25 protein-coding genes and 1 tRNA gene are annotated in these 24890 nt (G+C 42.7%); 17 read left to right on the top strand and 9 right to left on the bottom strand.

What is annotated here, in order from left to right:
• Positions 1 to 73 precede the first annotated feature (73 nt).
• Complete coding sequence (locus tag LROSL1_RS12870; RefSeq protein ID WP_178914854.1) at positions 74 to 946, bottom strand: IS3 family transposase; 873 nt, start codon at positions 944 to 946, stop codon at positions 74 to 76.
• Positions 947 to 996: 50 nt separating this feature from the next.
• A complete protein-coding gene (locus LROSL1_RS12865) occupies positions 997 to 1689 on the bottom strand; it encodes a helix-turn-helix domain-containing protein (protein WP_178913378.1) in 693 nt (230 codons plus the stop codon).
• Positions 1690 to 1975: 286 nt separating this feature from the next.
• Here LROSL1_RS12865 and LROSL1_RS12860 point away from each other — a divergent pair, with 286 nt between their 5' ends.
• The 3 genes from LROSL1_RS12860 to LROSL1_RS12850 are packed head-to-tail and all read left to right on the top strand — an operon-like array spanning position 1976 to position 5493.
• A complete protein-coding gene (locus LROSL1_RS12860; protein WP_178914853.1) occupies positions 1976 to 2803 on the top strand; it encodes a zinc ribbon domain-containing protein in 828 nt (275 codons plus the stop codon).
• Between the two features lie 14 nt (positions 2804 to 2817).
• On the top strand, positions 2818 to 3729 hold the full coding sequence (locus LROSL1_RS12855; RefSeq protein ID WP_178914852.1) for a zinc ribbon domain-containing protein: 912 nt from the start codon (positions 2818 to 2820) through the stop codon (positions 3727 to 3729).
• Positions 3730 to 3750: 21 nt separating this feature from the next.
• Complete coding sequence (locus tag LROSL1_RS12850) at positions 3751 to 5493, top strand: zinc ribbon domain-containing protein (protein WP_178914851.1); 1743 nt, start codon at positions 3751 to 3753, stop codon at positions 5491 to 5493.
• A 169-nt stretch (positions 5494 to 5662) separates the two neighbouring features.
• Here the strand turns inward: LROSL1_RS12850 and LROSL1_RS12845 are convergent, their stop codons facing one another.
• Positions 5663 to 6196, bottom strand: a complete 534-nt coding sequence (locus tag LROSL1_RS12845) for a TetR/AcrR family transcriptional regulator (protein ID WP_178914850.1) — start codon at positions 6194 to 6196, stop codon at positions 5663 to 5665.
• 120 nt (positions 6197 to 6316) lie between these two features.
• On the opposite strand from LROSL1_RS12845, the gene LROSL1_RS12840 reads away from it, so the two are divergent.
• Positions 6317 to 7240 carry an oxidoreductase gene (locus tag LROSL1_RS12840; RefSeq protein WP_178914849.1) on the top strand — a complete coding sequence of 308 codons (924 nt, stop codon included), beginning with the start codon at positions 6317 to 6319 and terminating at the stop codon, positions 7238 to 7240.
• Positions 7241 to 7612: 372 nt separating this feature from the next.
• Here LROSL1_RS12840 and LROSL1_RS12835 read toward each other — a convergent pair.
• Both LROSL1_RS12835 and LROSL1_RS12830 read right to left on the bottom strand, forming a co-directional pair.
• Positions 7613 to 7685, bottom strand: a tRNA-Lys gene (locus tag LROSL1_RS12835).
• Positions 7686 to 7820: 135 nt separating this feature from the next.
• Positions 7821 to 8234, bottom strand: a complete 414-nt coding sequence (locus LROSL1_RS12830) for a nuclear transport factor 2 family protein (protein WP_178914848.1) — start codon at positions 8232 to 8234, stop codon at positions 7821 to 7823.
• Between the two features lie 145 nt (positions 8235 to 8379).
• On the opposite strand from LROSL1_RS12830, the gene LROSL1_RS12825 reads away from it, so the two are divergent.
• The 7 genes from LROSL1_RS12825 (at position 8380) to LROSL1_RS12795 (ending at position 15864) form a co-directional block, all read left to right on the top strand.
• Positions 8380 to 9381: a helix-turn-helix transcriptional regulator gene (locus LROSL1_RS12825; RefSeq protein ID WP_178914847.1), complete on the top strand. Its 1002-nt coding sequence runs from the start codon at positions 8380 to 8382 to the stop codon at positions 9379 to 9381.
• Between the two features lie 49 nt (positions 9382 to 9430).
• The gene (locus tag LROSL1_RS12820) at positions 9431 to 9994 is read left to right on the top strand and encodes a TMEM175 family protein (protein WP_017262495.1); all 564 of its coding nucleotides are present in this window, start codon (positions 9431 to 9433) and stop codon (positions 9992 to 9994) included.
• Between the two features lie 107 nt (positions 9995 to 10101).
• Positions 10102 to 10812, top strand: coding sequence for a response regulator YycF (gene yycF / locus LROSL1_RS12815; RefSeq protein WP_017262496.1), 711 nt, complete (start codon positions 10102 to 10104; stop codon positions 10810 to 10812).
• Between the two features lie 26 nt (positions 10813 to 10838).
• Positions 10839 to 12692, top strand: coding sequence for a cell wall metabolism sensor histidine kinase WalK (gene walK / locus LROSL1_RS12810; protein ID WP_017262497.1), 1854 nt, complete (start codon positions 10839 to 10841; stop codon positions 12690 to 12692).
• Positions 12682 to 14010 carry a YycH family regulatory protein gene (locus tag LROSL1_RS12805; RefSeq protein ID WP_178914846.1) on the top strand — a complete coding sequence of 443 codons (1329 nt, stop codon included), beginning with the start codon at positions 12682 to 12684 and terminating at the stop codon, positions 14008 to 14010. The genes walK and LROSL1_RS12805 overlap by 11 nt, the downstream gene beginning before the upstream one ends.
• 14 nt (positions 14011 to 14024) lie before the next feature.
• A complete protein-coding gene (locus LROSL1_RS12800) occupies positions 14025 to 14930 on the top strand; it encodes a two-component system regulatory protein YycI (RefSeq protein ID WP_017262499.1) in 906 nt (301 codons plus the stop codon).
• Positions 14931 to 15075: 145 nt separating this feature from the next.
• The gene (locus tag LROSL1_RS12795; RefSeq protein ID WP_178914979.1) at positions 15076 to 15864 is read left to right on the top strand and encodes an MBL fold metallo-hydrolase; all 789 of its coding nucleotides are present in this window, start codon (positions 15076 to 15078) and stop codon (positions 15862 to 15864) included.
• 121 nt (positions 15865 to 15985) lie between these two features.
• On the opposite strand, the gene LROSL1_RS12790 is transcribed toward LROSL1_RS12795, so the two are convergent.
• The 3 genes from LROSL1_RS12790 to LROSL1_RS12780 all read right to left on the bottom strand — a co-directional run bounded on the left by LROSL1_RS12790 (position 15986) and on the right by LROSL1_RS12780 (position 18700).
• On the bottom strand, positions 15986 to 17341 hold the full coding sequence (locus LROSL1_RS12790; RefSeq protein WP_178914845.1) for a threonine/serine exporter family protein: 1356 nt from the start codon (positions 17339 to 17341) through the stop codon (positions 15986 to 15988).
• A gap of 191 nt (positions 17342 to 17532) precedes the next feature.
• Positions 17533 to 18009: a GNAT family N-acetyltransferase gene (locus LROSL1_RS12785; protein ID WP_178914844.1), complete on the bottom strand. Its 477-nt coding sequence runs from the start codon at positions 18007 to 18009 to the stop codon at positions 17533 to 17535.
• 55 nt (positions 18010 to 18064) lie between these two features.
• Positions 18065 to 18700, bottom strand: a complete 636-nt coding sequence (locus LROSL1_RS12780) for an HAD family hydrolase (protein ID WP_178914843.1) — start codon at positions 18698 to 18700, stop codon at positions 18065 to 18067.
• Positions 18701 to 18942: 242 nt separating this feature from the next.
• On the opposite strand from LROSL1_RS12780, the gene LROSL1_RS12775 reads away from it, so the two are divergent.
• The 5 genes from LROSL1_RS12775 (at position 18943) to LROSL1_RS12755 (ending at position 22817) form a co-directional block, all read left to right on the top strand.
• Positions 18943 to 19335: a winged helix-turn-helix transcriptional regulator gene (locus tag LROSL1_RS12775; RefSeq protein ID WP_178914842.1), complete on the top strand. Its 393-nt coding sequence runs from the start codon at positions 18943 to 18945 to the stop codon at positions 19333 to 19335.
• A gap of 101 nt (positions 19336 to 19436) precedes the next feature.
• Complete coding sequence (locus LROSL1_RS12770) at positions 19437 to 19757, top strand: winged helix-turn-helix transcriptional regulator (RefSeq protein WP_178914841.1); 321 nt, start codon at positions 19437 to 19439, stop codon at positions 19755 to 19757.
• A gap of 85 nt (positions 19758 to 19842) precedes the next feature.
• Positions 19843 to 21030, top strand: a complete 1188-nt coding sequence (locus LROSL1_RS12765; RefSeq protein ID WP_178914840.1) for an NADH-dependent flavin oxidoreductase — start codon at positions 19843 to 19845, stop codon at positions 21028 to 21030.
• 59 nt (positions 21031 to 21089) lie between these two features.
• A complete protein-coding gene (locus LROSL1_RS12760) occupies positions 21090 to 21875 on the top strand; it encodes a glucose-1-dehydrogenase (RefSeq protein ID WP_178914839.1) in 786 nt (261 codons plus the stop codon).
• A 75-nt stretch (positions 21876 to 21950) separates the two neighbouring features.
• A complete protein-coding gene (locus LROSL1_RS12755; RefSeq protein ID WP_178914838.1) occupies positions 21951 to 22817 on the top strand; it encodes a GRP family sugar transporter in 867 nt (288 codons plus the stop codon).
• Positions 22818 to 22901: 84 nt separating this feature from the next.
• Here LROSL1_RS12755 and LROSL1_RS12750 read toward each other — a convergent pair whose 3' ends face one another.
• Positions 22902 to 23282 (bottom strand): winged helix-turn-helix transcriptional regulator, encoded by a 381-nt coding sequence (locus tag LROSL1_RS12750; protein WP_178914837.1) that lies wholly within the window; start codon positions 23280 to 23282, stop codon positions 22902 to 22904.
• A 262-nt stretch (positions 23283 to 23544) separates the two neighbouring features.
• Here LROSL1_RS12750 and LROSL1_RS12745 point away from each other — a divergent pair, with 262 nt between their 5' ends.
• Complete coding sequence (locus LROSL1_RS12745; RefSeq protein ID WP_017262511.1) at positions 23545 to 24855, top strand: S1C family serine protease; 1311 nt, start codon at positions 23545 to 23547, stop codon at positions 24853 to 24855.
• The last annotated feature ends 35 nt before the right edge of the window (positions 24856 to 24890 follow it).

The following is a 24890-nucleotide window of genomic DNA, read 5'->3' as shown; positions in this document are numbered from 1 at the left end:
TCAGTTAAAAAGCTTCAACACGTCGGTCAAAGTGGACATGACCCAGTCAAGTAAACAGTCGAAATAATATAAATTAACTTGCTTTGCGAACGGTCTGATTCCGATATTCATTCGGAGTCAGGCCGTTTAGTGTTTCTTGCGGACGACCATTGTTATACCAGTCGATTCCAGCGTCGACTAAGGCGACAAGTTCTTTGAACGTGCCGGCCGGTCGTAGATCAAACCATTCATCTTTGATATGACTCCAAAAGGTTTCCATGGCGCCATTATCAATAGGTTTACCACCACGAGACATACTGTGTGTGATGTGATGTTGACGTAATTCTAAGTCATAGATTCGAGCTATAGACGCAGAACCACGGTCAGTATGTAACAGTGGTTCTGCGTCTGGGCAAGTTTCTAAGGCCCGGTGTAATGTGATAGTCACAGCCGCCGCTGTTTCTGTGTCACTAAGATTATAGGCAATGATTGAATGGTCATAGAGGTCTTTAATGGCACTTAGTTTCACTTTGTTAAGGGTATCTATGCCGTACTGTAATTCAGTGCAGTCGGTAACCCATCGTTGGTTTGGTTCGTTAGCGGAAAACTTACGGTCAAGGATGTTTGCGGTAATGACTTCAGCTTTCTGGGACTTACGGTCAACCTTCGCTTTACGAATTGAAGCGGTCATGCCGTGAGCATCCATCAAGCGATACACACGCTTGCGATTAACGTGAAACTCAGTTTCACGGTTAATCAGCCGTGTCATTCGTTGTGAGCCATAGATGCCATAGTCACGAGCTTCACGTTCTTCAATGAACTGCCAAATGACTTCATTATCAAGCTCACGTTGATTAGGCTTTCGGTGTGTCCATTTGTAATAGGCGGCGCGCTTGATACCTGTAAGGGCACAAAGCTGTTCGATGACATAAGGTTTGTGCGTTCGTGGATTAGTTTGTTCAGACAATTCCTGAATCGCCTGATAACGTTCGATTCGGGTTACTGGGTGTAACCAATCTATTGATTCCTCCTTTGAATCTCCCGTAATTTTTTTGCCAAATCTTCACGTGTTTCTAAGAAGTCATTGCGCTCTTCCAGCTCTTTGATGCGCAACTCTAAACGCTCTTTTTCGCTTAGCTCCTCAGGTTCACGATTTAGTCGCTTTCCACGACGATCCTGAAGCGCATGAATCCCATCCTTCTCGTATTTACGTACCCATGTGTAAACCTGTTGATAGGACACGTTAAAATGATTGGCAGTTGTGTGATAATCCTTCTCATGAACGAGGGCATATTTTGCGATTTCAATACGTTCTTGATAGCTGGTGGTTCGACCTTGTTTCATATGGGTTGTTTGTCCTTTACTAGTGGCTTTGATTTCCTTGCCATTAGTATACTGATTTACCCACCTTCGTAAAACAGAAGTAGAACTAATCTGATACTTTTTAACGATATCTAGTTGAGACAGTCCATTGACTAAGCGATCATGAACTGCGGCATTCTTTGTATCTTGCGAATACCGTTTCCATTCATGACTTGGTTCAAGCGCTTTAAAATCTTCTAATTGTTCAAGGCCAAGCCACTTTTTAAGTGTTACAAATGCGATTCCAAAGTCCTTGGTGAACGCCCTCATGCTTTTGCCTGAGTGTTTGAACTGATAAAGAGTGTCTAGCTTTTGTTCAAGACTATACGAACGTCCTTGTTTTTCCATACAAAAATCCCCTTAGAAATAGATAGACGATTTATTATTTCGTCTGTCTACTCTAAGGGGACAATAACAAAGAGCTGATGCGTTGAAGCTTTTTATAATTGAGTGATGAACTATTTATATTTTACATAAAACATATGCTGGTATATCTTATATAAAGTACATGTAATATTGACATTAAATTTGGAGTTTATGCTAATTATGCAAACTTAATTCAATAATAGCAACTCGTTATTAACGAAGATCTTTTGTATGTACCAATTTTTAGCCAAAAAAGGGGGGATGGACAATGAAGTATTGTCCAAATTGTGGAGCCGAAATAGCTCCTGATGATAAATTTTGTACCAAGTGTGGTTTCGTTTTGCCAGTTGAGGGGCAAAAGAGTGGGGCTGCTAAACAAGCGCAACCAAGTCAATCCCAAGCCGCGCCGACGCCTGCACCTGCACAATCTAACCAAACTGTTGCGGCCGTTCAGGGCTATGCAACGAATTATTTTCAATGGTTATGGAATGCGTTGAAAAAACCATTTAATAATGACAAGAGTGCGGGACAGTATTTTGGATTAATCAATTTTGCAATTATTATTTTGCTTAACGCATTTTCATTCAACACCGTTATTCAGCGGGTTGAACAAATGGGTTCTTCAATGCTAGGAGCCTTTGGTGCCAGCACTCAAAGCGGCGTTAAGTCGTCATTTTGGATGCAATTCATCTTTGTTGGCTTGGTAATTTATGCCATTTTTGTTGGCGTGAGTTATTGCTTTAGCCACTATGCTACGCACAATCTTGATCAAACATTCTTAGGCTACACGAATAGACTTGCTCACTACACAAGTAGCATTTTAGTTTTAGCTGTTGTTCAATTTCTTGATTCGTTTGCTGTTAATTCAACGAATGGCGTGGGCTTTTACGCCATTCTAGTCGTCTTACAACTCTTCATCTTGTTGAGTGGCTGTCTATTGTCTGTTGCACCACAGCAAGGTGTAACGGGTAGTTTTGATTCCGCTTACACAGCGATTTTAACGACAGTTGTCATTAATGTACTTCTTTTCATCGTTGCCGATATTGCCGCGCAGTCTGCCTTATCAAGTTTGATGTCGCTGCTTAAACAGTTCTAGTGGGGTATAGATAAATGGATGATAAGGTCTTTTGTTCAAATTGTGGCAAACAGATTTCTAAAACGGCAAAGTTTTGTCCTTATTGTGGGGCGGCTAATCGTGAATATGCTAGTTTAGCAAATAGCGTAGAGGCGGCTCCGAGCAATAATGGGACAGACGTTCAGCAAGTAATGATGAGTCAAGGATCAGCAACACAACAACAGGCTACTAAACAAACTAGAACCCCCCGCCGACATGGGAAACTCACTAGGGGAAAGCTAGTCGCATTGATTGTTGGTCTAATCGTGCTTATTGGGGCAGGAGTTTTCGGAGCTAAACAATATTATGGAAATCGTTATGACATTTACTCAATGCCACATAATTATGATAATGGTCCCGAAAATTACGCTCTTCACTTTAATCCCAAGACGTATATCCAGATTAATGATCATGAAGTTGACGTATTTACAATTACTATTTCGTCAGAGCGACCGGCGCTTCATTTCTTATTAGCCAGTCGTTTTCCACTAATTAAAAAAGGTTCCCAACTGCAAATCGACTATAAGCATGGGCAGTTTTTAAGGAAACTATATTTGCCAAATGAGTTTGCAGATATTCAGAAGGGAAACCCCAAAAACGACAACGACCAGATTAATCTTATGGAGTCGCTCGGTGAGTCAGACAAGGCAACAAAAGGTGTTACAGAAACTGGACAAACTGTAAACATGATTTTTTCACGTAATTTGAAAAGGAAAAACTTTAATAATAGAGACCAGATTATTCGCTATATTTACAGTTCCGGAGACCATGTTCGTAAACTGAATCAGCATAAGCCTACATTTGATTTCGATGCAGCGGCATCCAGTAAGAATGTAAAAAAGGTGTATACAACAGATAGTTACAATCAAGCAGTGGACCGCTTGTATGACACCAATTATATAAACTAAATATTTCGAAAGGATCAACTCATGGCCCAACAAGATTCACTACAGTTCTGCCCAAATTGTGGTGCAAAATTAAAACCAGGCGCTGTTTTCTGTGGCAATTGTGGATTTAACATTGCTAACTATAAAGCGTCAAAAAAGAATGCCGGTAACGAAAGTCAAGCCAGCCAGCCGGCTAGTGCGTCAGCTGCTCCCAAGTCTGGTAATCGTTTCAATCAACCAAATCAGTCAGGCAGCCAGAGCAATAGTGTGCTTTACACTGGCACTAGAGCAGCAAGCAAGCCTGTTCAGTCACAGGCTGCCTCTAAGCCTAAACCGTCAGCTGTCAGTTCAGCACCAACGCGAAGAACTAAAAAAACAAAAAAATGGCCGTGGATTACGGCCGCCATTGTGCTTATTATCTTAGCCGGTGGATATATGTTTGGCAAAAACTACTATTCCCAAGATAATCAACTGAAGCGCGCAATGACCTCTGTTAAAAAGAACGATAAGAATTTAGCAAAAAACTTTGCGGTTTCTGATAAACAATTCCAACTGAGTCACAAAAGTTTGCAACCCTTGATCAAGGAATTGAAAAATAAACCCTCAGGGATGGAGCAGTTTGAGTCACAACTCAAAAATAACGGTGTGACCGAAGATGGCGCATATTCATTTACCCCTTCTGGACGGGCATGGTTATTATTCCCACGATATAAAATCAAGGCCAAAACTTTTTCGGCTAAGTTACGTACCAATCAGCCGAACATCAAATTGACTGTCAACGGTCAACATGCATACAAAACCACAATGACGAGCGTTTCGCATAGCTTTGGTCCGTATATTGCTGGGCAGTACGAATTGACGGCTGAGGGAAATGTTCATGGGCACCACATGAAAAATGACGGTAACTATTGGCTTACGCCAAGTAATGCTAGCGATGTTTATCTAGAGTTAAAGACGATTTCCTTCACAGCAAAAGGTTATCCTGGCGCTGAGGTTAGGATCAACAACAAATCATATGGCAACCTGGATAATACAGGCTCTCTGTATCTTCAGGACATTCCGTGGTCTAATGACATGGAATTAACGATGGTTTACAGCGGCGACGGTGGGAAGGCTACGTCTAATCAACGCAAAATTCGTGACTCAGACGAAGATGAGGAAGTATCTGTCAGTTTCCCAGGAGTGATGTCTCATGACGATGCTCACAATTTAATTTCTGACGTCTTTACGGATATGGATTTACTATCGGCTAGTGGTGATGTTCCTTCTGATCTTGCTTCTCTGTTTGACGATGGTACGTCGAGTCAACAGTACAAAGATATTGTTAGCATGGCCAAGAACTACAATAATGACAAAAAAATCAGTAGTGTAAACTTCACTGTCCAAGACTTCCACGTAGTGCCTAATAAGAACGCTGAAACAAAGGCAACCTATAACGTGAAATATAAGTTTTATGGTGACAGTGGTGCCTCACATACGCAGGTTTTCCAGTACGTGGCAGTACTTGATGGTACTGGTAGCGCTGGCAAGATTAAGAGCATCCATGCTACCAAGAAAATTAGTGATACGTCGGCACCAGGGGATGATGATTCGGATTCCAATAGTGATTCAGACTCCAGCAATAACGACGATTCCAGTTCAGATTCTTCGGATAGCGACTCAGATTCGACTGATAACTCTGATGATAGCAATTCAGATACGGATTCAACTGACAATGAGGCATACCAAACGAACCAGAGGTATGTTAGCCAAAATTTGAGTTATAAAATCGGACATACCGAATAGACTGTGGTTTGACGGAATGATTTATTAGAATTTTTCAATAAAGCGCGTGATCAGTTTAAATTGATCACGCGCTTTTAAAATTACATGTGTTGTTTAATTAAATGGGTCACCGAATAAGAAGTTACGAACTTATTCAATTATTCCGAAACTGGTTAAACGATGCGTTCTGTTAGCAGTATTCACTGAACAAATCCGCCAAGTATTCTTCACTTTCCTTGAAGTCGTGTGACGCCCATTCAATTAATAGGTTGAAAAAACCGCCACATAAAAATTTAATTGTAAAAACCTCTTTTGTTGGAGAATAAAGTTTATCGCATACGGATTTTTCACAAATTTGTTCTAGGAAAGAATTACATTTATCAAGAAGAAGAAAGGTTAAATCGCATTTGATTAAGTTCACCAGCAGTTGCTGTTCAGATTTAAAATCGGAAAGAAACATTAATATGATATCGTGAGGGTTTTCTATGCCCACCGAGGATATTTGTCGCTCGTACTCATTGAAGAAAGCATCAAGATAGTCCGTTATGACGTCTTCTAAAGTTTCATAGTTTCGATAAAATGCCATTCTGGAAACGCCGGCCTTAGTGGTGGTTTCAGTAATAGATATTTTATGGAAGTCCTTTTTCTCCATCAATTGCATTAACGCTGTAAAAATGCTTTCTTTCGTGATTGCGTTTCTATGCCCGTTAAATTTATTTGGCATTACAATTCGCTCCAGTCTGTAACGTTTCACTCTGATAGGCTTGAAGCGCCTTAATATCCAGAGTATATTGCAAACGTCAAGAGGTTACAACTGTAACGTGAAAAGGATGGATAATGTTATATGAGAGAGAATAGAAACGGTAAAAAGAGATGGACACAAAGAGATATTGGTTCTCAAAAGGGCAAGAATGTTGTAGTTACTGGCACAGGAGGACTGGGATTTGAAACTGCGATAGTTTTGGCAGGAGCTGGAGCAAATGTCATCATAACTGGTCGTAACGTAAGTAAAGGATCCAAGGCTGTTCAAAAAATCAAGGCTAAATATCCGAAGGCAAACATTGAGTTTCAACGACTTGATTTGGCCGATTTATCCTCAGTTGCAAGTTTTAGCAAAGCACTCAATTTGAAATTAAAAAAACTGGACGTCTTAATCAATAATGCTGGCGTGATGGCAGTACCGGATAGGCAGGTCACAAAAGATGGGTTTGAACTGCAATTTGGTACGAATTATCTTGGCCATTTTGCTCTGACCGCGCACCTACTTCCTCTTTTGCGCAGAACCCGAAATGCTCGTGTTGTTACCGTTAGCAGCATGGCACACCGATCTGGTAGAATAAATTTTGACGACTTGCAATCTCAACAAAGCTATAATCCTGACGTTGCCTATTCTCAATCTAAATTGGCTTGCTTGATGTTTTCTTCTGAATTACAAAAGCATAGTCTCGCAAATGGTTGGGGAATCACAAGTATTGGTGTTCATCCCGGTGGTGTTGCAACTAACTTAATTGAAAATGGTCCAGGAAAAACGTTGTATACTCGATTAATTTTTCGTTTTCTTCAGACTCCCAGTCAGGGGGCTAGATCAGCTTTATTTGCAGCTACGTCACCGAAAGCTAAGGGTGGATACTTTTATGGGCCAACCGGTTTAATGGAAATATGGGGCAAACCGAAATTAGATAAACCTGCCAAACAAGCAATGGATTTAAAAGCGTCAAATAAATTATGGGATGTATCAAGTCGCTTAGTTAACGTTGATTTTAGTTAAGTAGCAATTCATGTGACTATCTTTGGAATGCATTCAGTAGTTTTGTTTGCCAAGGCTTACGACATAATAAAAAAGGCTAATCGCAATTAGCGACTAGCCTATCGTATAACATCTATCCCACGCGGGTAGTGAGTGCTGGCTGGAAGCACTCACTATCTTTCTAATGACGGTATCATGGACAGTTTGGGAGATTTCGCAAACGTAAACTGCTGTTATATCTCAAAGAACCTAGATTTAGATTTTCAGGATTTCGTTCATGGGCAATTTGGTAACACTTTCATGCTGTCCAATACTTTTCAATAATCTATGAGAACAAGAAAAAAACCACCAATCACGGGCTGAGCCAGCGTGATTGGTGGTTAATTGTTTTGATGGATCGCCAGGGGATCGAACCCTGGACCCACGGATTAAGAGTCCGTTGCTCTGCCAGCTGAGCTAGCGATCCATATCAATTCAACTTTTATATAGTATCATATGCTCCAAACCCTGACAACAGGTTTTTCAGAAAAAGTTTAGATTATGACAAAACAAAGCCGTTGCAGGCGTAGTGATTCGTCTACAGCGGCAATTTTAGTGCAAATTATACAGGTTGATAATTCAATCGATGAATCAACCAACGATTGTGATCCTGGTTGCGGATCAGGCGGTCCGATACGAGTGTCATCGTGAAGCTATAAGGTTCTGAATAATTATCAGTTCCTTGGATAACTACATGACCGTGGACAAGTGCGACTAATTCTAGTGAAGGGACGTCGATCGTCATGTTGGTTAGGTGTTGTGGGTTTGTTAGTAAGGTTTGAATCATTTCTAGAATGGCCGCATGACCAGCACGCTCATGACTTTTGAAACGTAAAAAGGATTCTGAACAGAACAGACTTGTTAGCGTAGCGGCATCCATACCCCCATCCAATGCCTGAAAATAGGTTTCAATCGTATGCTTAACGGCCTCCTGCTTTGTTTGTTTTTGCAAACGTACTTCATCAATATTGAACATTTTAAAGCCCCCTAAATGTAATCAATCACTGACGTCTATTACTGACCCTTACCAACTGTTTAGAGTGTAATTAGTTCGCTTATATTCAGATATGATAAAGACGACTTAATGGTTGAAATCCGTCGTGGATATGGAGGCAAAAAAGATGACTAGTAAGCAACGTTTATTGGAATCAGAAATTGCTAAATTAATGAAGATTCAACTGGTTGAATTGGACGAACTTGGACACATAAAAAGAAATGTCACAGATAATGACCTTGATATCCTCGATCGTGCCTTAATCAAGGCGGCCGTTCAAGAAGTACAACAAACAGAAATAACGATGTTAAAGCATACGTCAGTCAAGCATCGACAGGCCTTCTGCTTCAAGGCAGAGTTAGGTGTCATCGTTTGTGGTGTTGGTTTTTCGGATATGGATGAGCAACAGTTACGTTTATGTGCGCTCTGTTTATATGTCGGCTTGCTGGGCAGATCGCCGTTGATGGTACCGAAACTCAGCGAGGCTAGACTTGAATCGTTTCACGTAGAACCGGCGCAAACGTTGATTCAAGCGATTGCCAAGGAAAACTGGGAAGTTTTAAGCAACTTTGTTAAAACGCATTTTGTCAAAGTTACGCCGAGACCCCAACACCTGATTGGGTTAACATTGATTGCAGGACTGTTTGTGGGGCATCAACTGACAGTAAATGGACGTTTGCGACACTTTACTGAGCTTGTCGGTAAATGGTGGCAGGATGTCCGCAACGATGATATGACTAGCGCAAAATTGGCAGGACAACTGGTAGTGGCGTTTGAGCGGCGTCGTGTTCATAGTTCTCGTCTCGGTGGAGATCACCTCGTGAATCAGATTGTGAAAGATATCAATGTACATATAGAGACCCGTCTGCGCGTTGTGGATGTTGCCAAACGGATGAAATTGTCCGCAGATTACATTACCCGGCACTTCCACCAGCAAACGGGGTGGACGCTGAAACAGTATATTTTGATGCGTAAGGTGACCGTAGCTAAAACGCTGTTACTGCAGCAGAGCGTAACGGAAGTCTGTTATCGGCTTCATTTTGGTGATCAGAGTCATTTTGCCAAGGTATTTAAACACTATGCTGGGCTGACGCCACATGAATATCAGCGCCAACAACAGGATCACTAATGACAAGTGCGCTGAATCTGTTAAACTCTGATGTGGAGGTTGTAAACTCATGTCAAAGTCACGAATAGAGGCATTTACTGATGGCGTTGTTGCCATCATTATTACCATTCTAGTTTTGGATTTAAAATTGCCTGAACAACACACTTGGGCCGCGTTGTGGCAGATGAGAATGCCATTTGTCGTGTACGTCGCTAGTTTTTTAATGATTGCCGAAATTTGGAACTTCCATCATCAGATGTTTGCCGCAGTCGAAAAAACGGATGCACATGTTTTGTGGGCAAATATGAATTTGCTGTTCTGGATGTCCTTAATCCCTGCGGTAACGGCGTGGTATGGGACGGACATCTTTGCTAGGCCGAGCGCTATGTTATACGCATTGATTGTCTTGCCTTTTAACATTTCGTTTATTATCTTGAACCACGCTGTTCAACATGCTAATCAACTGTCTACTAAAGCGGGCACATCGGCCGATTCAGAGAGAAGAAACCAGTGGTCCTTGATCATTAATGTTTTGGTGATCATCATTACGTTCTTTTTCCCACCGTTTGCGTTGTTATCCATGATTTTAAACGTCATCATATGGTTAATTCCACTTCGACGCGTACGTCGTTAGTCAATTTAGTGGCTGTGATATAATAGAAGAGGTTGCTCATAGTCTTGAGCGACGTTTTACATGAAATTCGTATTCAATTACTTAACTCCAATGGAGGATATGTTTACATGAGTAAAATTCTTGTTGTTGATGATGAAAAACCAATCTCTGATATTATCAAATTCAATCTTGAAAAAGAGGGCTACGACGTTGTCACGGCAGCTGATGGCGAAGAAGCAATTGCCAAAGTTGATGATGAACAGCCAGATTTGATATTGCTTGATTTAATGTTGCCTAAAATTGATGGGCTGGAAGTTGCCCGTCGTGTTCGGACTAAGTACACAACGCCAATCATTATGGTTACGGCCAAGGATTCTGAAATCGATAAGGTTTTGGGCTTGGAACTGGGTGCCGATGATTATGTTACGAAACCATTCTCAAACCGTGAGCTGGTTGCCCGTGTGAAAGCCAATTTACGCCGGCAGGATACAGTTGTTAAAAACTCCGCCGCTGCGGAAAATGAATCCAACTCAATTGAAGTTGGCGATCTAAAAATCGATCCAGATGCCTACATGGTGTCCAAACGTGGGGATGACATTGAACTGACCCACCGTGAATTTGAGTTATTATACTATCTTGCTCAGCACATCGGTCAGGTTATGACACGTGAACACTTGTTACAAACAGTCTGGGGCTATGACTACTTTGGTGATGTCCGGACTGTTGATGTTACGATGAGACGATTGCGTGAAAAGGTTGAAGATACACCAAGTCACCCGGCATGGCTTGTTACCCGCCGGGGTGTCGGCTATTACTTACGCAACCCAGAAACAGATTAAGTTAAAAACTAGGAGCAGTTTGGATTGTGAACAAAAAGATTCGTTTTTTCCAATCAATTAATTTTAAAATTGCGCTCATTTTTGCCCTGATGCTATTGATTACGTTGGAAGTCGTCGGGGCTTTTTTCGTACGCCAATTGGAACAGCAGAACTTGAGTACGTTTAGACAACAGATTCAATTGTCAGCTTATATTGATAATTCATTATCTGACCAGTTGATGCGCAGTAATACTACAGCTGCCAATACGAGAATCCGTAGCATTTTATCTGAGGTTAATAACGCAAATATTACTGAAATTCGCGTTATCGATAATAAAGGAACAGTCCGTGGTACCAGTAACGTCAATGATCAAACGATTGTTGGTCAGAAAACTACGGATAGTAACGTTAAGAACGCAATTTACAACAACCGTTCCTATCAACGTGATGTTTACGATGCCCGCGATAATAATCGATACTATGTTTCGATTGTGCCATTGTTAAGTTCTTCGGGTAATAACGGGAACACGCTGGTTGGGGTGCTTTACATTCGTGCCTCACTAGAAGGTGTTTATCAGAACATTAATAACATCACGTTGATTTACCTATCTGCAGCGGCGGTCGCTATCATTTTAGGGTTGATCATGTCGATTGTTATTTCCCGGGCAATAACCCGCCCAATTGACGAAATGAAACGACAAACGGTTCAAATTGCGCAAGGTGACTATTCTGGTCAAGTTCGTGTCTATGGAACTGACGAGCTGGGTCAATTAGCCAGTGCGGTTAATAACCTTTCCGTGCGTGTTGAAGAAGCGCAGGAGTCCACAGAAGCTGAACGACGCCGGTTGGATTCAGTGCTGGCACATATGAGTGATGGGGTTATCGCCACTGATCGACGCGGAAACATTAATATCATCAACTCGGCGGCTCGCGATTTCTTGAACGTTGATGAAATAGAAGCAGAAGGTACATCTATCTTAGATATTCTGCATATTCGTGATCAGTATACGCTCCGGGAGTTGCTGGAAAGCCAGGATGAGGTCGCTCTTGATTTGTCAGAAGAGGGCCGTGACCTGATCTTGCATGCAACGTTCTCTTTGATTCAACGTGAATCTGGGTTCATTTCAGGGCTGGTTTGTGTTCTTCATGATGTAACTGAACAGCAGAAGGAAGACGAAGACCGTAAGCAGTTTGTTTCGAATGTGTCTCACGAATTGCGGACACCGTTAACCTCCGTTCGCTCATACATCGATGCTTTAGTCGATGGCGCTTGGGAAGATAAAAAAGTCGCACCTGGTTTTTTGAAGGTCGCTCAAGATGAAACGGAACGGATGATCCGGATGGTCAATGATCTGTTAGCCCTTAGCCGAATGGATTCTGGGACCACTAAACTTGAAATGGAAACGGTCAATTTGAACGAACTGTTCAACTATATTTTGAATCGTTTTGACATGATGATAAAAACGGACGATAATCCCGAAAAGCATTATCGAATCGAGCGTGACTTTACCGACAAAGACTTATGGGTTGAAATCGATACTGATCGATTTACCCAAGTGGTCGATAATATCATGAACAACGCAATCAAGTACTCACCAGATGGTGGTGTGATTACTTGTCGTTTACTAGAGACACACAACCAGGTCATTATGAGTATTTCCGATCAGGGATTAGGTATTCCACATAAGGATCTGACCCACATCTTTGACAGATTTTACCGAGTTGATAAGGCCCGTTCCCGTGCTCAAGGTGGTACAGGATTGGGACTAGCCATCTCGAAGGAAGTTATTCAGATGCTGGGCGGTCGAATCTGGGTTGATAGTACCGAAGGCAAGGGTTCCACGTTCTATATTTCACTGCCATTCGAGCAATTTGAGGAGGATGACTGGGATGTGGACTAGACTAAGAAATGGTTTATTACCGGTCGCACTAACGTTGCTGATCGGACTCAGTATTGTTTTATCACTACTAATTTGGATTAATCCGGCCCGCTTTGATCGTGCTAGGACCGCTACGTCATCGACCCGGTCGACTCATTCAACAGTATCGACACGTTCCATTGACGATATTTACTTGCCAACGCAGGTAATCGTGACGGATTCGCATGGACACGCTGAATCAATTTATAATCCCAAAATCAATTTGGTCACCACCGTTAAAAACGAAGTTAAGAATTGGCGCATGACGAATTTTCGCAAGGTTAGTCAAAAGGATAAAAATGCCTATCAAAAATTGTTGAATCAAAAGAACACGGTGCAGTTAAGTTACGCAGACAATATTGGCCGCTCCATTTTTAACAGTTCTTATGATCAACGATTGCTTATGTCGCCTACCGCTAAGTTCTCACGGATTTTGTTTTCAACGACTAAGCCAGGTGAACTGTACCTGCTAAATGACAACGATCTAACGATTTATAAAATTAGCGTTTCCAAACAGCAATTAAGCAAGGTTCGTCATGTGATTGCCGAGGGTGACAAACGCTATCCAGTTGAGCAAATTACGTCAAAGGATCATACGCTAACTTACTATACTAATGAGGTTCATATTCCTAAGTACAGTTACCTTATTGGTGAACAGAGTGCTAACTTTTTTGTTACGTCGTTACTGAATTCTGGAGAGGCCACTTCCGTCAGTGTCCAGCGTCATGATGGTCACACGATTTATTTTGACGGTGCGTACAAACGGATGACTGTGAACGATAAGACGGGCGCGGTCATGTTTGAAAACTACAACGCCAAGAATTCGATTTCTCGCGATTTAGGCAGAAACCTAAAGACTTCGTTTACTGGATTGAGCAGCACGGGCATGCCGTTAGATTCAGTGCGGTATTTTGACAATGAAAACAATGGTCGGGAAGTAACCTACCGTTCGTTTGTTGAAGGATTCCCAATTTTTAATCAAACGGATTTTGGAGCTGTTCAGGTCAAAAACAAAAAGTCTGGTACCGAAGAAATTGACTTTACGTTGACCAATCTTCAGGTGCCACTGCCAACAGATTCTAATAGTAACGTGACGTTGCCAGCAACATCGACGGTGATGGCACAACTTGAGGCGGCTGGTATTTCGAAAAACAAAATTAAAGATATTGTGCTCGGCTATCAATGGGAAAATAACTACGATTCCAAACAAGTTGTGGATCTACAACCGACTTACTACGTTTACACGAGTGGTAAGTGGCAATTATATACGGATTTGCTTAACGGCGGCGGCACACAGTAGGAAGGAGGGGCAGTATGGATTTTCGCAGAATTCAATGGATTTTTATTGTGGCCTTTGTAGCCATTAATACTTTTTTGTTTGTAACTTGGCAGAAGAGTGATTCAACCGTAACGGAATCCTCACAAAGAAACGCGAATAATGCGACCACCATTCTTCGTGAAATGAAAAATGATGGCATTACGTTTACTACTCCCTCGTCTAAAGAGGCGGAAGGTTATTATGTATCCGCAAAGTCTGGCCTCTCACGTTTGCGCGCAGGTGTTGATAATTTAACCTACCAGGATCTCCGTTTTAACGCTACTGAAATGACCAGCTATCTGCATCAGACATTGACGGTTAGTCCTAAAAAGCCACAAACGCAATTGAACCGGTTTGTTAAGAGCAATGCCAACGTCACCGCTGGAGATGAATATGTTTATAGCGCGGAACTTTCTAAAGTTTCTGCCAACGAAGTAGTCTATGTTCAGAAAGTTCCCTCCGGCACGATTATGGCGCCTTCTGGTCAATTACGTTTCCGCATCGGTGCTAAAAATCAGGTGATCAGTTACACACAGAGTTATGTAATTCAGGCCGAACCACTTCGCGAAAAAACAACCACCATCAGCCAACAAAAGGCATTGATTTGGTTATACCAGTACAATGAGTTACCAAACAGTACGAAGGTGTTGTGGTCTAAACTAGCTTACTCACGTTTGCTACGCGTATCGGATAATAACGTTTACGTGCCAACTTGGTTTATTGCCCTGAAGTCGAAGAATACGGATAACGTGGTCATCAAACGAGTCAACGCGTTTACCGGCGCTGTTATGAAATCGACAGATTCAACAACTCAAGTGACTAATAGCAGCAGTTCCTCAAGTAGCAGTACATCAAGCATTACCGTGGACAATGAAGATGACACAGCGACTAGCGGAAATTAAAATATGATTGCAGCACTAAAACTACCACGCATTTCATGTTACGATGAGTGGTAGTTTTTATTTGGACATAAATAATGGAGATGGCTCTGTGATTGATTTAAGTAATCCGCATTCCTTAAACGCAGTATCTACAGATACTGACGAAATGAAGATTAGTGTGCTGGCCAGCGGGAGTACTGGCAACACAACATATATCGAAACGCCCACGCATAAGGTCTTAGTCGATGCCGGACTCTCCGGGAAAAAGATTAATGAACTAATGCATCAAATTGGGCGTGATTTGAACGATGTCGACAGCTTATTTGTGACGCACGAACATACAGACCATTCCAAGAGTGTTGGTGTTCTGGCGCGAAAATATGGCATTAACGTGTATGCAAACGAAAAAACGTGGGAAGCTATTTCTGGCAAGGTTGGTAAAATTCCGTTGGATCAAAAGTTTGATCTTGAGGCTGGTGAAATTCAGTCAATGGGTGACTTGGATGTTCAAAGTTTTCCAGTTTCACACGACGCTGTGGATCCTCAATTTTACGAATTACATTCTAATGGGAAGTCATTTGTTATCTTGACGGATACGGGGTACGTGTCTGAACGAATGGCTGGTGTGATTAAAAACGCGGATGCCTATCTATTTGAATGTAATCACGATATGGAAATGTTGCGAATGGGCGGGTATCCGTGGCCACTAAAGCAACGGATTTTGAGTGATACGGGTCACTTGTCCAACGAAGATGGTGCTAATGCCTTGATGCAGGTGTTGGGAAACCGGACCAAACGAATTTTTCTTGGCCACTTGAGTAAAGAAAACAACATGAAAACGTTGGCGCACTTAACGGTTGCGTCCATGATGGAAGAACATGATTTTGGTGTTGAACACGATTTCCGTATTTTGGATACGGATCCTGATTCAGCGACGAATTTGATGACTTTGTAAAAGTTACACATGAAACAGTTTTTGTTTGAATAAGTGACAACAGTAAAACAGCTATCAATCTCGGCATGTCAGTATGCCAAGATTGATAGCTGTTTTTGATTGATGAAAATAAAGGTGTTTTTCAGTCGAAATGCCGCCAACTCTTATCTAGGATGGCTCGTGCCACAAACAATCCCAATGGCAGGAACATAATGATCAAAATCGCTTTTGTCAGCCATAAGGAGCCAACTGCAATTTGATTACTGCCAATATTAAAGACGGCCCGATAAATGTACAAGCCAGGAACCATGATAACAATCGAAGGCACAGTCAAAGAAATTCGTGGGTAACCATTGAACCGATTAACCACTGAAGCAATCAAACCCGCTACAAGTGCACCAAAGAATGCGGCCGATGCCGGTGGAATGTTAGTCAGTTCGACCAGTTCTAGACGAAGGGTGTTTGCAACCGCACCGATTAGGCCAGCAGTGATTGCCATTTTCTGAGAACTGTTAAACATGATTGAGAACCCGTAGACCCCGAAAAAACTGGCTGGCAAACGTAATAGCATTAACACTAATGGAGATAATCCAAGGGGCAAGAAGTTGGCAGGTTTAAATCCAAAGATTGTGGCCACTAACCAACCGACTAATGTTGCGACCAGCGTGATCATGATTGCGTAGGCTAGCCGTTCCAGACCAGAACGCATGTCTAGCTTAGAAATATCCAGCATGCTGGTAATAAACGGAAATCCTGGAATAACGAAGAGGAGCGCGCCAATATAGCCGGCTTCGTGTAGCGCCAAAACATGGAAATACATTTCGAAAATTCGGAAAGCAAACATGTAAGTTAGACAAGCGACGGCGACACTAACCGCAATACTAGCAATTACTGTGATGGAATGTTTACCCATCAGGGCGCGAACAAAATTGCCTAGGCCAGCGCCAATGAAGGTACAGATCATTTCAGGAATACCGCCACCTAGCAAAAAGATAAATGACGCACAGGCAATTGCGGCGGCTAAACCAGAAACTAATGGTGAATATTGTTTCGGTCGTTGTTGAACCTTATCAATGAACTGATGAATTTTCTTAACGGGTAAGAACGAGAAATCATTATTAAAGTTCTTGACCATTTCCTCTAGAATGTTTAATTTGTCGGTGTTAACGCCTGTGCTAGGCAACGACAACACTTGTGTGTAACTGTGCTCATCGCTGAAACAGGTGTACGAAATTGAGATCAAACTGATGTCAGCAGAACAGGTCAGTTTTAAAGATCTAGCAACGGTGTTCATTGCTTCTCTGACCCGCCAAGCTCCAGTACCACAGGACAGCATTGTGATGCCGATTCGTCCTACAATGGAGGCTCGTTCTTGCAAACTGGCGTTGCGGGCTTCAACATCACTATCTTCAATCAAATCTTTCCACGGAATTTTCATGTGATGCCGTTTTGATAGCGGCATCTCAGATGTAGAACCCGTATGATTATCTTTATCCATGCTTTCCCCCATAATGACTGAAATAATTCAGATATAGTTTTAATTATGCCAGTATTGCTTTAATCTGCAACTTTTTCCGAGAGTAATGTGACAAAAACACTGTCGTGTAAATAAAAGATGAACCGTTTCACGTGAAACAAATAGCGGATTAGCCAAACAAAATAAATTTGGTTAGTCCGCTATTTGTGTTATTAAATGTCTTTCGTAAAGTAAATGATGTGCATGCTACCGCTAATAGTTTTTTCTTTGTTTGTTAATCTTGTATAACCTGCTTTTTGATATAGAGAAACTAACTTCTTTTCTTCTTTAATCGTATCAAGAGACCAATGACGAATAGATGGAAATTGAGATTCAACACCTTTCAACATCTTCTGAGCATAACCGTGTCCTTGAAAATCGGGCAGAATAAGTAATGGTGAAATTCTGCCCAGTGACATGGAAGAATCGGTAGTGAGTCGAAACATACCCACGTCCTTTTTGTGTAAGCGAAACAGATAGTAGGCACTATTAGGTTGCTCGGACTTTTTTCGCAAGGTTTCAAGCGTTTCCATGTATGGATTAGTGTATTTATCGTGATATTTTTCGAACAACTGTTTAAAGGCAAGTTTATACATTTGCTGAACGATAATTAATTGCTGGTCATCGACCAATTGAAATTCGTTTTCCATTATTGCTCACGCTTCTGAAAAAAATGATTGTGCATTTAAACGATAATTAGTGCACTTATTCCGGTAACACAATTTTCCGGAATTCAGCCACACTATGACACGTATAATCGGGCTTTAACGCAGCCACTTTTTCTGGTTCGATAATGCTGCCCCAAAGTGCGGCTGCAATCTTAATGTTAGCTGCGTGAGCGGACGTGATATCGCTTGGCGCATCACCGACGTAGAGAGCATCAGACGCATCAGTGCCAGTTTCTTTCAGGGCTTTGACAATATTTTCAGGTTTGTTAGGTCCTTTTGGAGAACCTGTCAGAATCATTTTGAAATCTTTTGTAAGTCCATATTGTTCAAGTGAAATGTCGGCGCTGGTGCGAGCTTTACCAGTAACAAGGATGTTTTGAAAACCGGCTCTGGCAGTGTCATCAAGTAATTGCTGAATGCCATCAAATGCTTTAGGAGCCATGTATTGCAGTTCTTTGTAGGCTTGCCAATAGGCGTGAATTCCTTCGTCGAAGTGATCAGGAATTAAAGCCTGAATCGTACCTTCTTCACTGGGACCAAACGTTGAGACAATTTCTTCATTAGAAATATCCCGATCTAAAAAAGGGGTTACCGCTTTTTTGAAAGCAGCGATGCAAATTGGCAATGTGTCGCCGATTGTACCGTCAAAGTCATAGATTAAAGTTTTATACATATGAACCTCCAGTAGTGTTCGTTTGAAACAATCAGTACCATAAGTATACGTTACTCACTGTCAGGTTTCTAATTAGGTTAGATTGTAATCATCAGTGAAAAACTTTTTAAGCCAGCTAGTCGCCAGCAAATTGAACACTTCAGTTAGGTTCATGGCTAGGTTACCCAAAAGTACCTACTTCACACGTGAAGTTGAAGCCTGTAGACTGGTGAACAACCGATGACGGTTGAGGAGGTCTAAGAATGGCAAAGACATACAATATTGGTGTGGAAGCAACGTTAGAAGTGATTGGTGGTAAGTGGAAACCGATTATTTTGTGCCATTTAGGCAAGGGTCAACAACGTAGCAGTGAGTTACGACGTGAAATTCCTGACATCACACAAAAAGTGCTGACCCAACAACTGCGTGAGCTGGAAAGCGATGGCATCATTGTTCGCCATGTTCATGGCACGAAGGCGCCGTTCTGTGTGACATATGACTTAACGGCGTTTGGCAAAACACTGGGTGGTATTCTGGTTCAAATGTCCGTTTGGGGTGAACAGCGGATTGAGCAGTTAAACGAAGCTGGCGAACCCGTTGAAATTTTAAATCCTGATCATAGCGGTTACGCAGATATTTTGAATCAAGTTGGTTAAATTGAAATGGTTTTTGGAAGGTACTCAAAAGTGCCTTCTTTTTTTGTCCATATAGAGTCAGTACACTAGCGTCATTCACTTGAAGAATTGGAGGATGGCTAATGGGTGATGAAGATAAAGGGCTCCGTTATACAACCAGCGTATTAGCTGGCACATGTCGACCATTGATTGTGACAGCACTGCTGGATGGTCCACAATCGCTACTGAATTTATATCAACACTTACCGAAACGTAATTTGTGTTCGTTTGTCTTTCAACTATGTAGTTTATGGCGAAATGGTCTGATTCAACTCCGGTTGACGACACATCGGGGATTAAGCTGTCGGTTAACAAAAGCCGGTCAATCCACGCGGCCGTTTTTATTATTAATGGCTGAATGGGGGAAACATCGTCGAGAAGCAGCTACTGACAGATCAATTTAATGGTACTAAAAAGTGCCTTATTTCAGTTTTAGATGGCAGCCATTAAACTATGAATCATTCAAGAAAACAGAGGGAGAGAAAAGCTATGAACTATCAATTTGAACAACCATATACGTTTGCTAACGGCGTCACGATTAAAAACCGCGTGGTGATGGCACCAACCACCACAATGTCCAGTTATTATGATGGTCATGTGACTAATGAAGAAATTGACTACTATAAAATGCGCGCGGGTGGTGTTGGCATGGTAGTCGCCGAGGTTGCCAATGTTGTGCCTGGTGGGAAGGGATTTGAAGGTGAGCTATCGATTGCAGATGATAGCGACATTGACGGATTGGCAGAGATGGCTCGTGCAATCAAACGGAACGGGACTAAGGCCGTGCTACAGATTTTTCATGCCGGGCGAAAATCAAATTCACAGATTTTACGCGGTACGCAAACAGTCAGTGCCAGTGCGGTGAAACCTAATCGTCCTGAAGATGCGGAAACACCACGAGCGTTGTCTGAAACGGAAATTGAATCAATCATTCAGGCATTTGCCGACGCGACTCACAGGGCGATTGAAGCAGGTTTCGATGGCGTTGAACTCCATGGCGCTAACACGTATCTACTGCAACAATTTTACTCACCGCATTCCAACCGCCGCGAAGACCGTTGGGGTGGCAATCGGGACAAACGGATGAACTTTGCAAGAGCCGTTATTCAGTCCGTTCACGAAGTTATTTCCCAGGAAACGAATGGCAAGTTTTTGCTAGGTTATCGGATTTCGCCGGAAGAAATCGGCGAGCCGGGTATTCGTTTGGATGACACGATGGCTTTTGTCGAAATGCTGAGTGAGACACCAATTGACTACGTACACACCTCAATGGGATCTGCATGGCGGACTTCGTTGAATGACGCAACAGATAAGGAACCGATTTTGGACAAAATAATTCGGCAGTTAGATGGCCGTAAACCATTGATCAGTGTGGGCTCGATTGAAACGCCTGATGATGCTGAAAAGGTGTTGGCTGCTGGCGCTAGTTTTGCGGCAATCGGTCGTGAAATGATTCGTGAACCGCAATGGTACGAAAAGGTTGCTGGGGATGATGAAGATAGTATTCGCTACCGGATTTCACCGTTTGAAATGGACGAGTTGGGTATCCCAGTGGCGATGCAGCACTATTTAAAAGGTGCGTTTTACTCAGTTATGCACTTTAGCAATGATCACACACCGGTTGTGGACTATACGAATTCGGTCGCACCGATGGAAGGCTTTGAGAAGAAAATGTAAGGAACTAAATGGTCGGACAGAGTTCAGATCATTAACAAGCAGATTCGGAGGAAGAAGAAATGTATTCAGATTTAAAAAATAAAGTAGCGGTTGTAACAGGCGGTTCAAAGGGTATTGGTCAGGCAATTGCTAAACGGTTTGGCGAAGAGCACATGTCAGTTGTTATCAACTATCGGTCAGATAAAACGGGTGCCGATGAAGCGGTCAAACTGATTGAAGAAAATGGTGGCCACGCAGTAGCCGTTCAAGCAGATATTAGCGAAGAAGACGGTGCCACGGCATTGCTGAATGCTGCGCTAAATAACTTCGGTACGCTTGATGTATGGGTTAACAACGCGGGGATGGAAAACCGTGTTTCGACAAACGAAATGCCACTATCAGATTGGCAACGTGTGTTGAATATTAACCTAACGGGTGTTTTCTTAGGCTCACGCGCAGCGCTGGATTATTTCGTGAAGAACGATAAGAAGGGCAACATTATCAACATGTCCTCTGTTCATGAACAAATTCCGTGGCCTGGCTTTGCCCATTACGCTGCTTCAAAAGGTGGCGTGAAATTATTCAATGAGACGATTGCGATGGAATATGCCAATCGTGGGGTGCGTGTGAATGCCATTGGCCCTGGAGCCATCAACACGCCAATCAACGCTGCTAAGTTTGCTGATCCACAACAAATGAAGGACACGCTAGAAATGGTACCAATGAAACGAATCGGTGATCCAGAAGATGTTGCGGCGGCCGCCGCGTGGTTGGCGTCTGATCAATCTAGTTACGTTACCGGTGTGACCTTGTTTGTTGATGGTGGGATGACGCTGTATCCATCATTCCAGAACGGTAAGGGCTAGTATTCAGGAATTCAGATGAGATAAAAAATGCGGCCAGTGTAAGGCTGACGCATCGACAGAAGAGAGGTTTTGATTGTGAGTATTTTAATTGGATTGATTCCGGCAATTGCGTGGGGCATTTTGCCAATCGTGGTAACTAAAATTGGTGGGAAGCCCGTTAACCAGATTATTGGCACGACGTTTGGCACCTTTATTGTGGCTGTCATCACGTGGCTGTTCATTCGCCCGGAAATTGGCGTTGGTCAGTTTTGGTTGACCGTTTTGTCTGGTGCTTCGTGGGCGTTTGGACAGTATCTGCAATACATGGCGTTTCAGCGAATCGGCGTTTCGAAGGCGATGCCAATTTCTACGGGGCTGCAATTAGTCGGCACGTCGTTACTGGGGGTATTGGCATTCGGCGAATGGTCAGGATCTGTGGAATTATTGATCGGCTTCATTGCGCTAGTGGTTATTGTTGTTGGCATTGTGCTAACGACAGTTGATGGTGCCAAACAAACGGATGAAAAACGGCCATCTCTTGGGGTGACAATTTTGATCTTTGCGCTATCCACCCTGGGGTATGTGGGATACTCAGCCTTTCCACGTTTGGCAAACGTATCTGGATGGCAAGGATTCTTACCACAAGGATTGGGGATGGCCTTGATGGCACTTGTACTGACGCTTGTGACGGCTGGCCCGCACATTTTGAGCGAACGGGTTACGTGGATTAGCTTGATTGATGGTGTTGTTTTTTCCATTGCTGCGTTGACGTATCTGATTTCGGCGCAACGGAATGGTGTGGCGACTGGTTTCACACTTTCACAAATGAACGTTATGTTGGCAACACTTGGGGGCATCTTCATTTTACGTGAGCACCGCACTCCTCGAGGCTTAATATGGACGGTTGTTGGTCTGCTATTGGTCGTGGTCGGTGGTGTCATGATTGGTAACATGGCCGTGTAATGGTTAGTTGACAATTGGGTAAAGACAAAAGAAAACAACGGTTTGATTTCGCGTGGTAAACGTCGAATCAAACCGTTGTTTGCGTTAATTTTCATAGCCGTCATGATCGGGGAAGAGCAACGAGGCGTTTTGCCCCTGCGATTGAAGAATCTTAATTCGATCTTCGCCCCATTCCGACATGGCAATGAGCACGTTGTTCAGCGTTTTACCGTATTCGGTCACGCGATATTCAACGTGCGGCGGCACTTCGTTGAATACTTTCCGGGTGACGATGCCGTCATGTTCCAGCTCACGTAGTTGTTCGGTCAGAACTTTTGGCGAAATGCCGGTGACGTTGCGACGAATATCGGCCGTCCGCATGGGCCCGTGCCCTAAGTGGCATAAAATGAGCGGTTTCCATTTATTGCCCATGACGGCTAGTGTGGCCTGAACGCCGTTTTTGTAAATTGGTTCAGCTTCACTCATGTGTTAATTTGCTCCTCATTTATTATGGCATGAATGCTACACCACTTATGTTTAAAAATAAAACGGAAAAGTTAGACTTGCCAACGGGAGGGCGTCATTGGCAGTTTGCAAATGAAACAATAATTAAGCCAAATAGTCATCATTAGAAAAAAATATGGGTTTGCGAGGCATCCGTTTAAGCCCGCTTTAAGTTGAAACTGTATAATGGTCTCTGTAGAGTAATCAATTTTTAGAGGAGGTAAGCGAATTTTCGCAAAAGCCTATGGATTATAATGACGAGAATAAGCAAACAGGTGGGCAAGGACCACAACGTCCACGCAAATCAAATTCAGGTTTAGTGAAGGTCGGCATTGTTGGCTTAGTTGCCGGATTATTAGGTGGCGGTATTGCTTATGGGGGTGCCTCTGCCCTAAATAACAATAATAATGGCGATACGTCATATAAAAATGGGACGACTAAGGTAGCCAATGTCACTGTAAAGAGCAATTCCGATGCTACGAAGGCCTTTAGCAAGGTTAAGGGCGCAGTTGTTTCGGTGGTTAACATGCAGAAGCAGTCGTCATCAAGTGATAGCGAAGGTTTGTACGGTATCTTTGGTGGTGGCTCATCATCAAATTCGAATGGTAATAATTCGGATTCCTCATCTAGCAAATCGTCTTTGGAAACTGCCAGTGAAGGTTCCGGGGTTGTTTATAAGAAATCCGGAAATGATGCCTACATTGTGACGAACAATCACGTGGTCTCTGGTTCCAGTGCCCTGGAAATCATTCTCAGCAACGGGAAGAAGATTTCAGGTAAGCTAGTTGGCACGGACTCAACGACCGATTTAGCTGTTATCCGTGTGGATGCCAAGTACATCAACACGGTTGCTCAATTCGGTGATTCCACTGCGATTCAAGCTGGACAATCTGTTTTAGCCATCGGGTCACCACTTGGGTCACAGTATGCAACATCAGTGACCGAAGGGATTATCTCTGCTAAGAAACGAACGGTGCCGGTAGAAGATGAATCTGGTAATCAAACTGGAGATGCGACCGTTATTCAAACGGACGCAGCAATCAACCCTGGTAACTCTGGTGGAGCTCTGATCAATTTATCTGGTCAGGTCATCGGCATCAACTCGATGAAGCTGGCGTCATCTTCAAGTGGTACGTCGGTTGAAGGGATTGGATTTGCGATTCCTTCTAACGAAGTTGTGTCGATCATTAATCAATTAATTACAAATGGTAAGGTTATTCGTCCAGCGTTGGGTGTCGGACTTGTGGATCTTTCAAATGTCGACAGTACCAGCCAGAAGAATACTTTGAAGCTGCCAAGCAGTGTAACTGGCGGTGTTGTGCTAGTTAAAATTTATAATAATTCGGCTGCTGAAAAGTCTGGCTTGAAGAAGTACGATGTTATTACCGAGATAGATGGTACCAAGGTAACGTCACAAGCAGACTTGCGTGATGTGCTTTATAACCATAAAATTGGGGATAAAGTTTCCGTGAAATACTATCGTGATGGTCAACAAAAGACCGGTACGATAACGTTAAGCGAGAGTACGAGCCAATTAAGCAGTTCAAGTAAGTAGATCTTTTAAAGAGTAATTGTGGAAAACAATTGCTC

The sequence above is a fragment of the Furfurilactobacillus rossiae genome (genome assembly GCF_013394005.1).
Taxonomy (GTDB): Bacteria; Bacillota; Bacilli; order Lactobacillales; family Lactobacillaceae; genus Furfurilactobacillus; species Furfurilactobacillus rossiae.
Note: the sequence above shows the minus strand (reverse complement) of the source record. Positions and strands in the feature narration are given on the sequence as shown.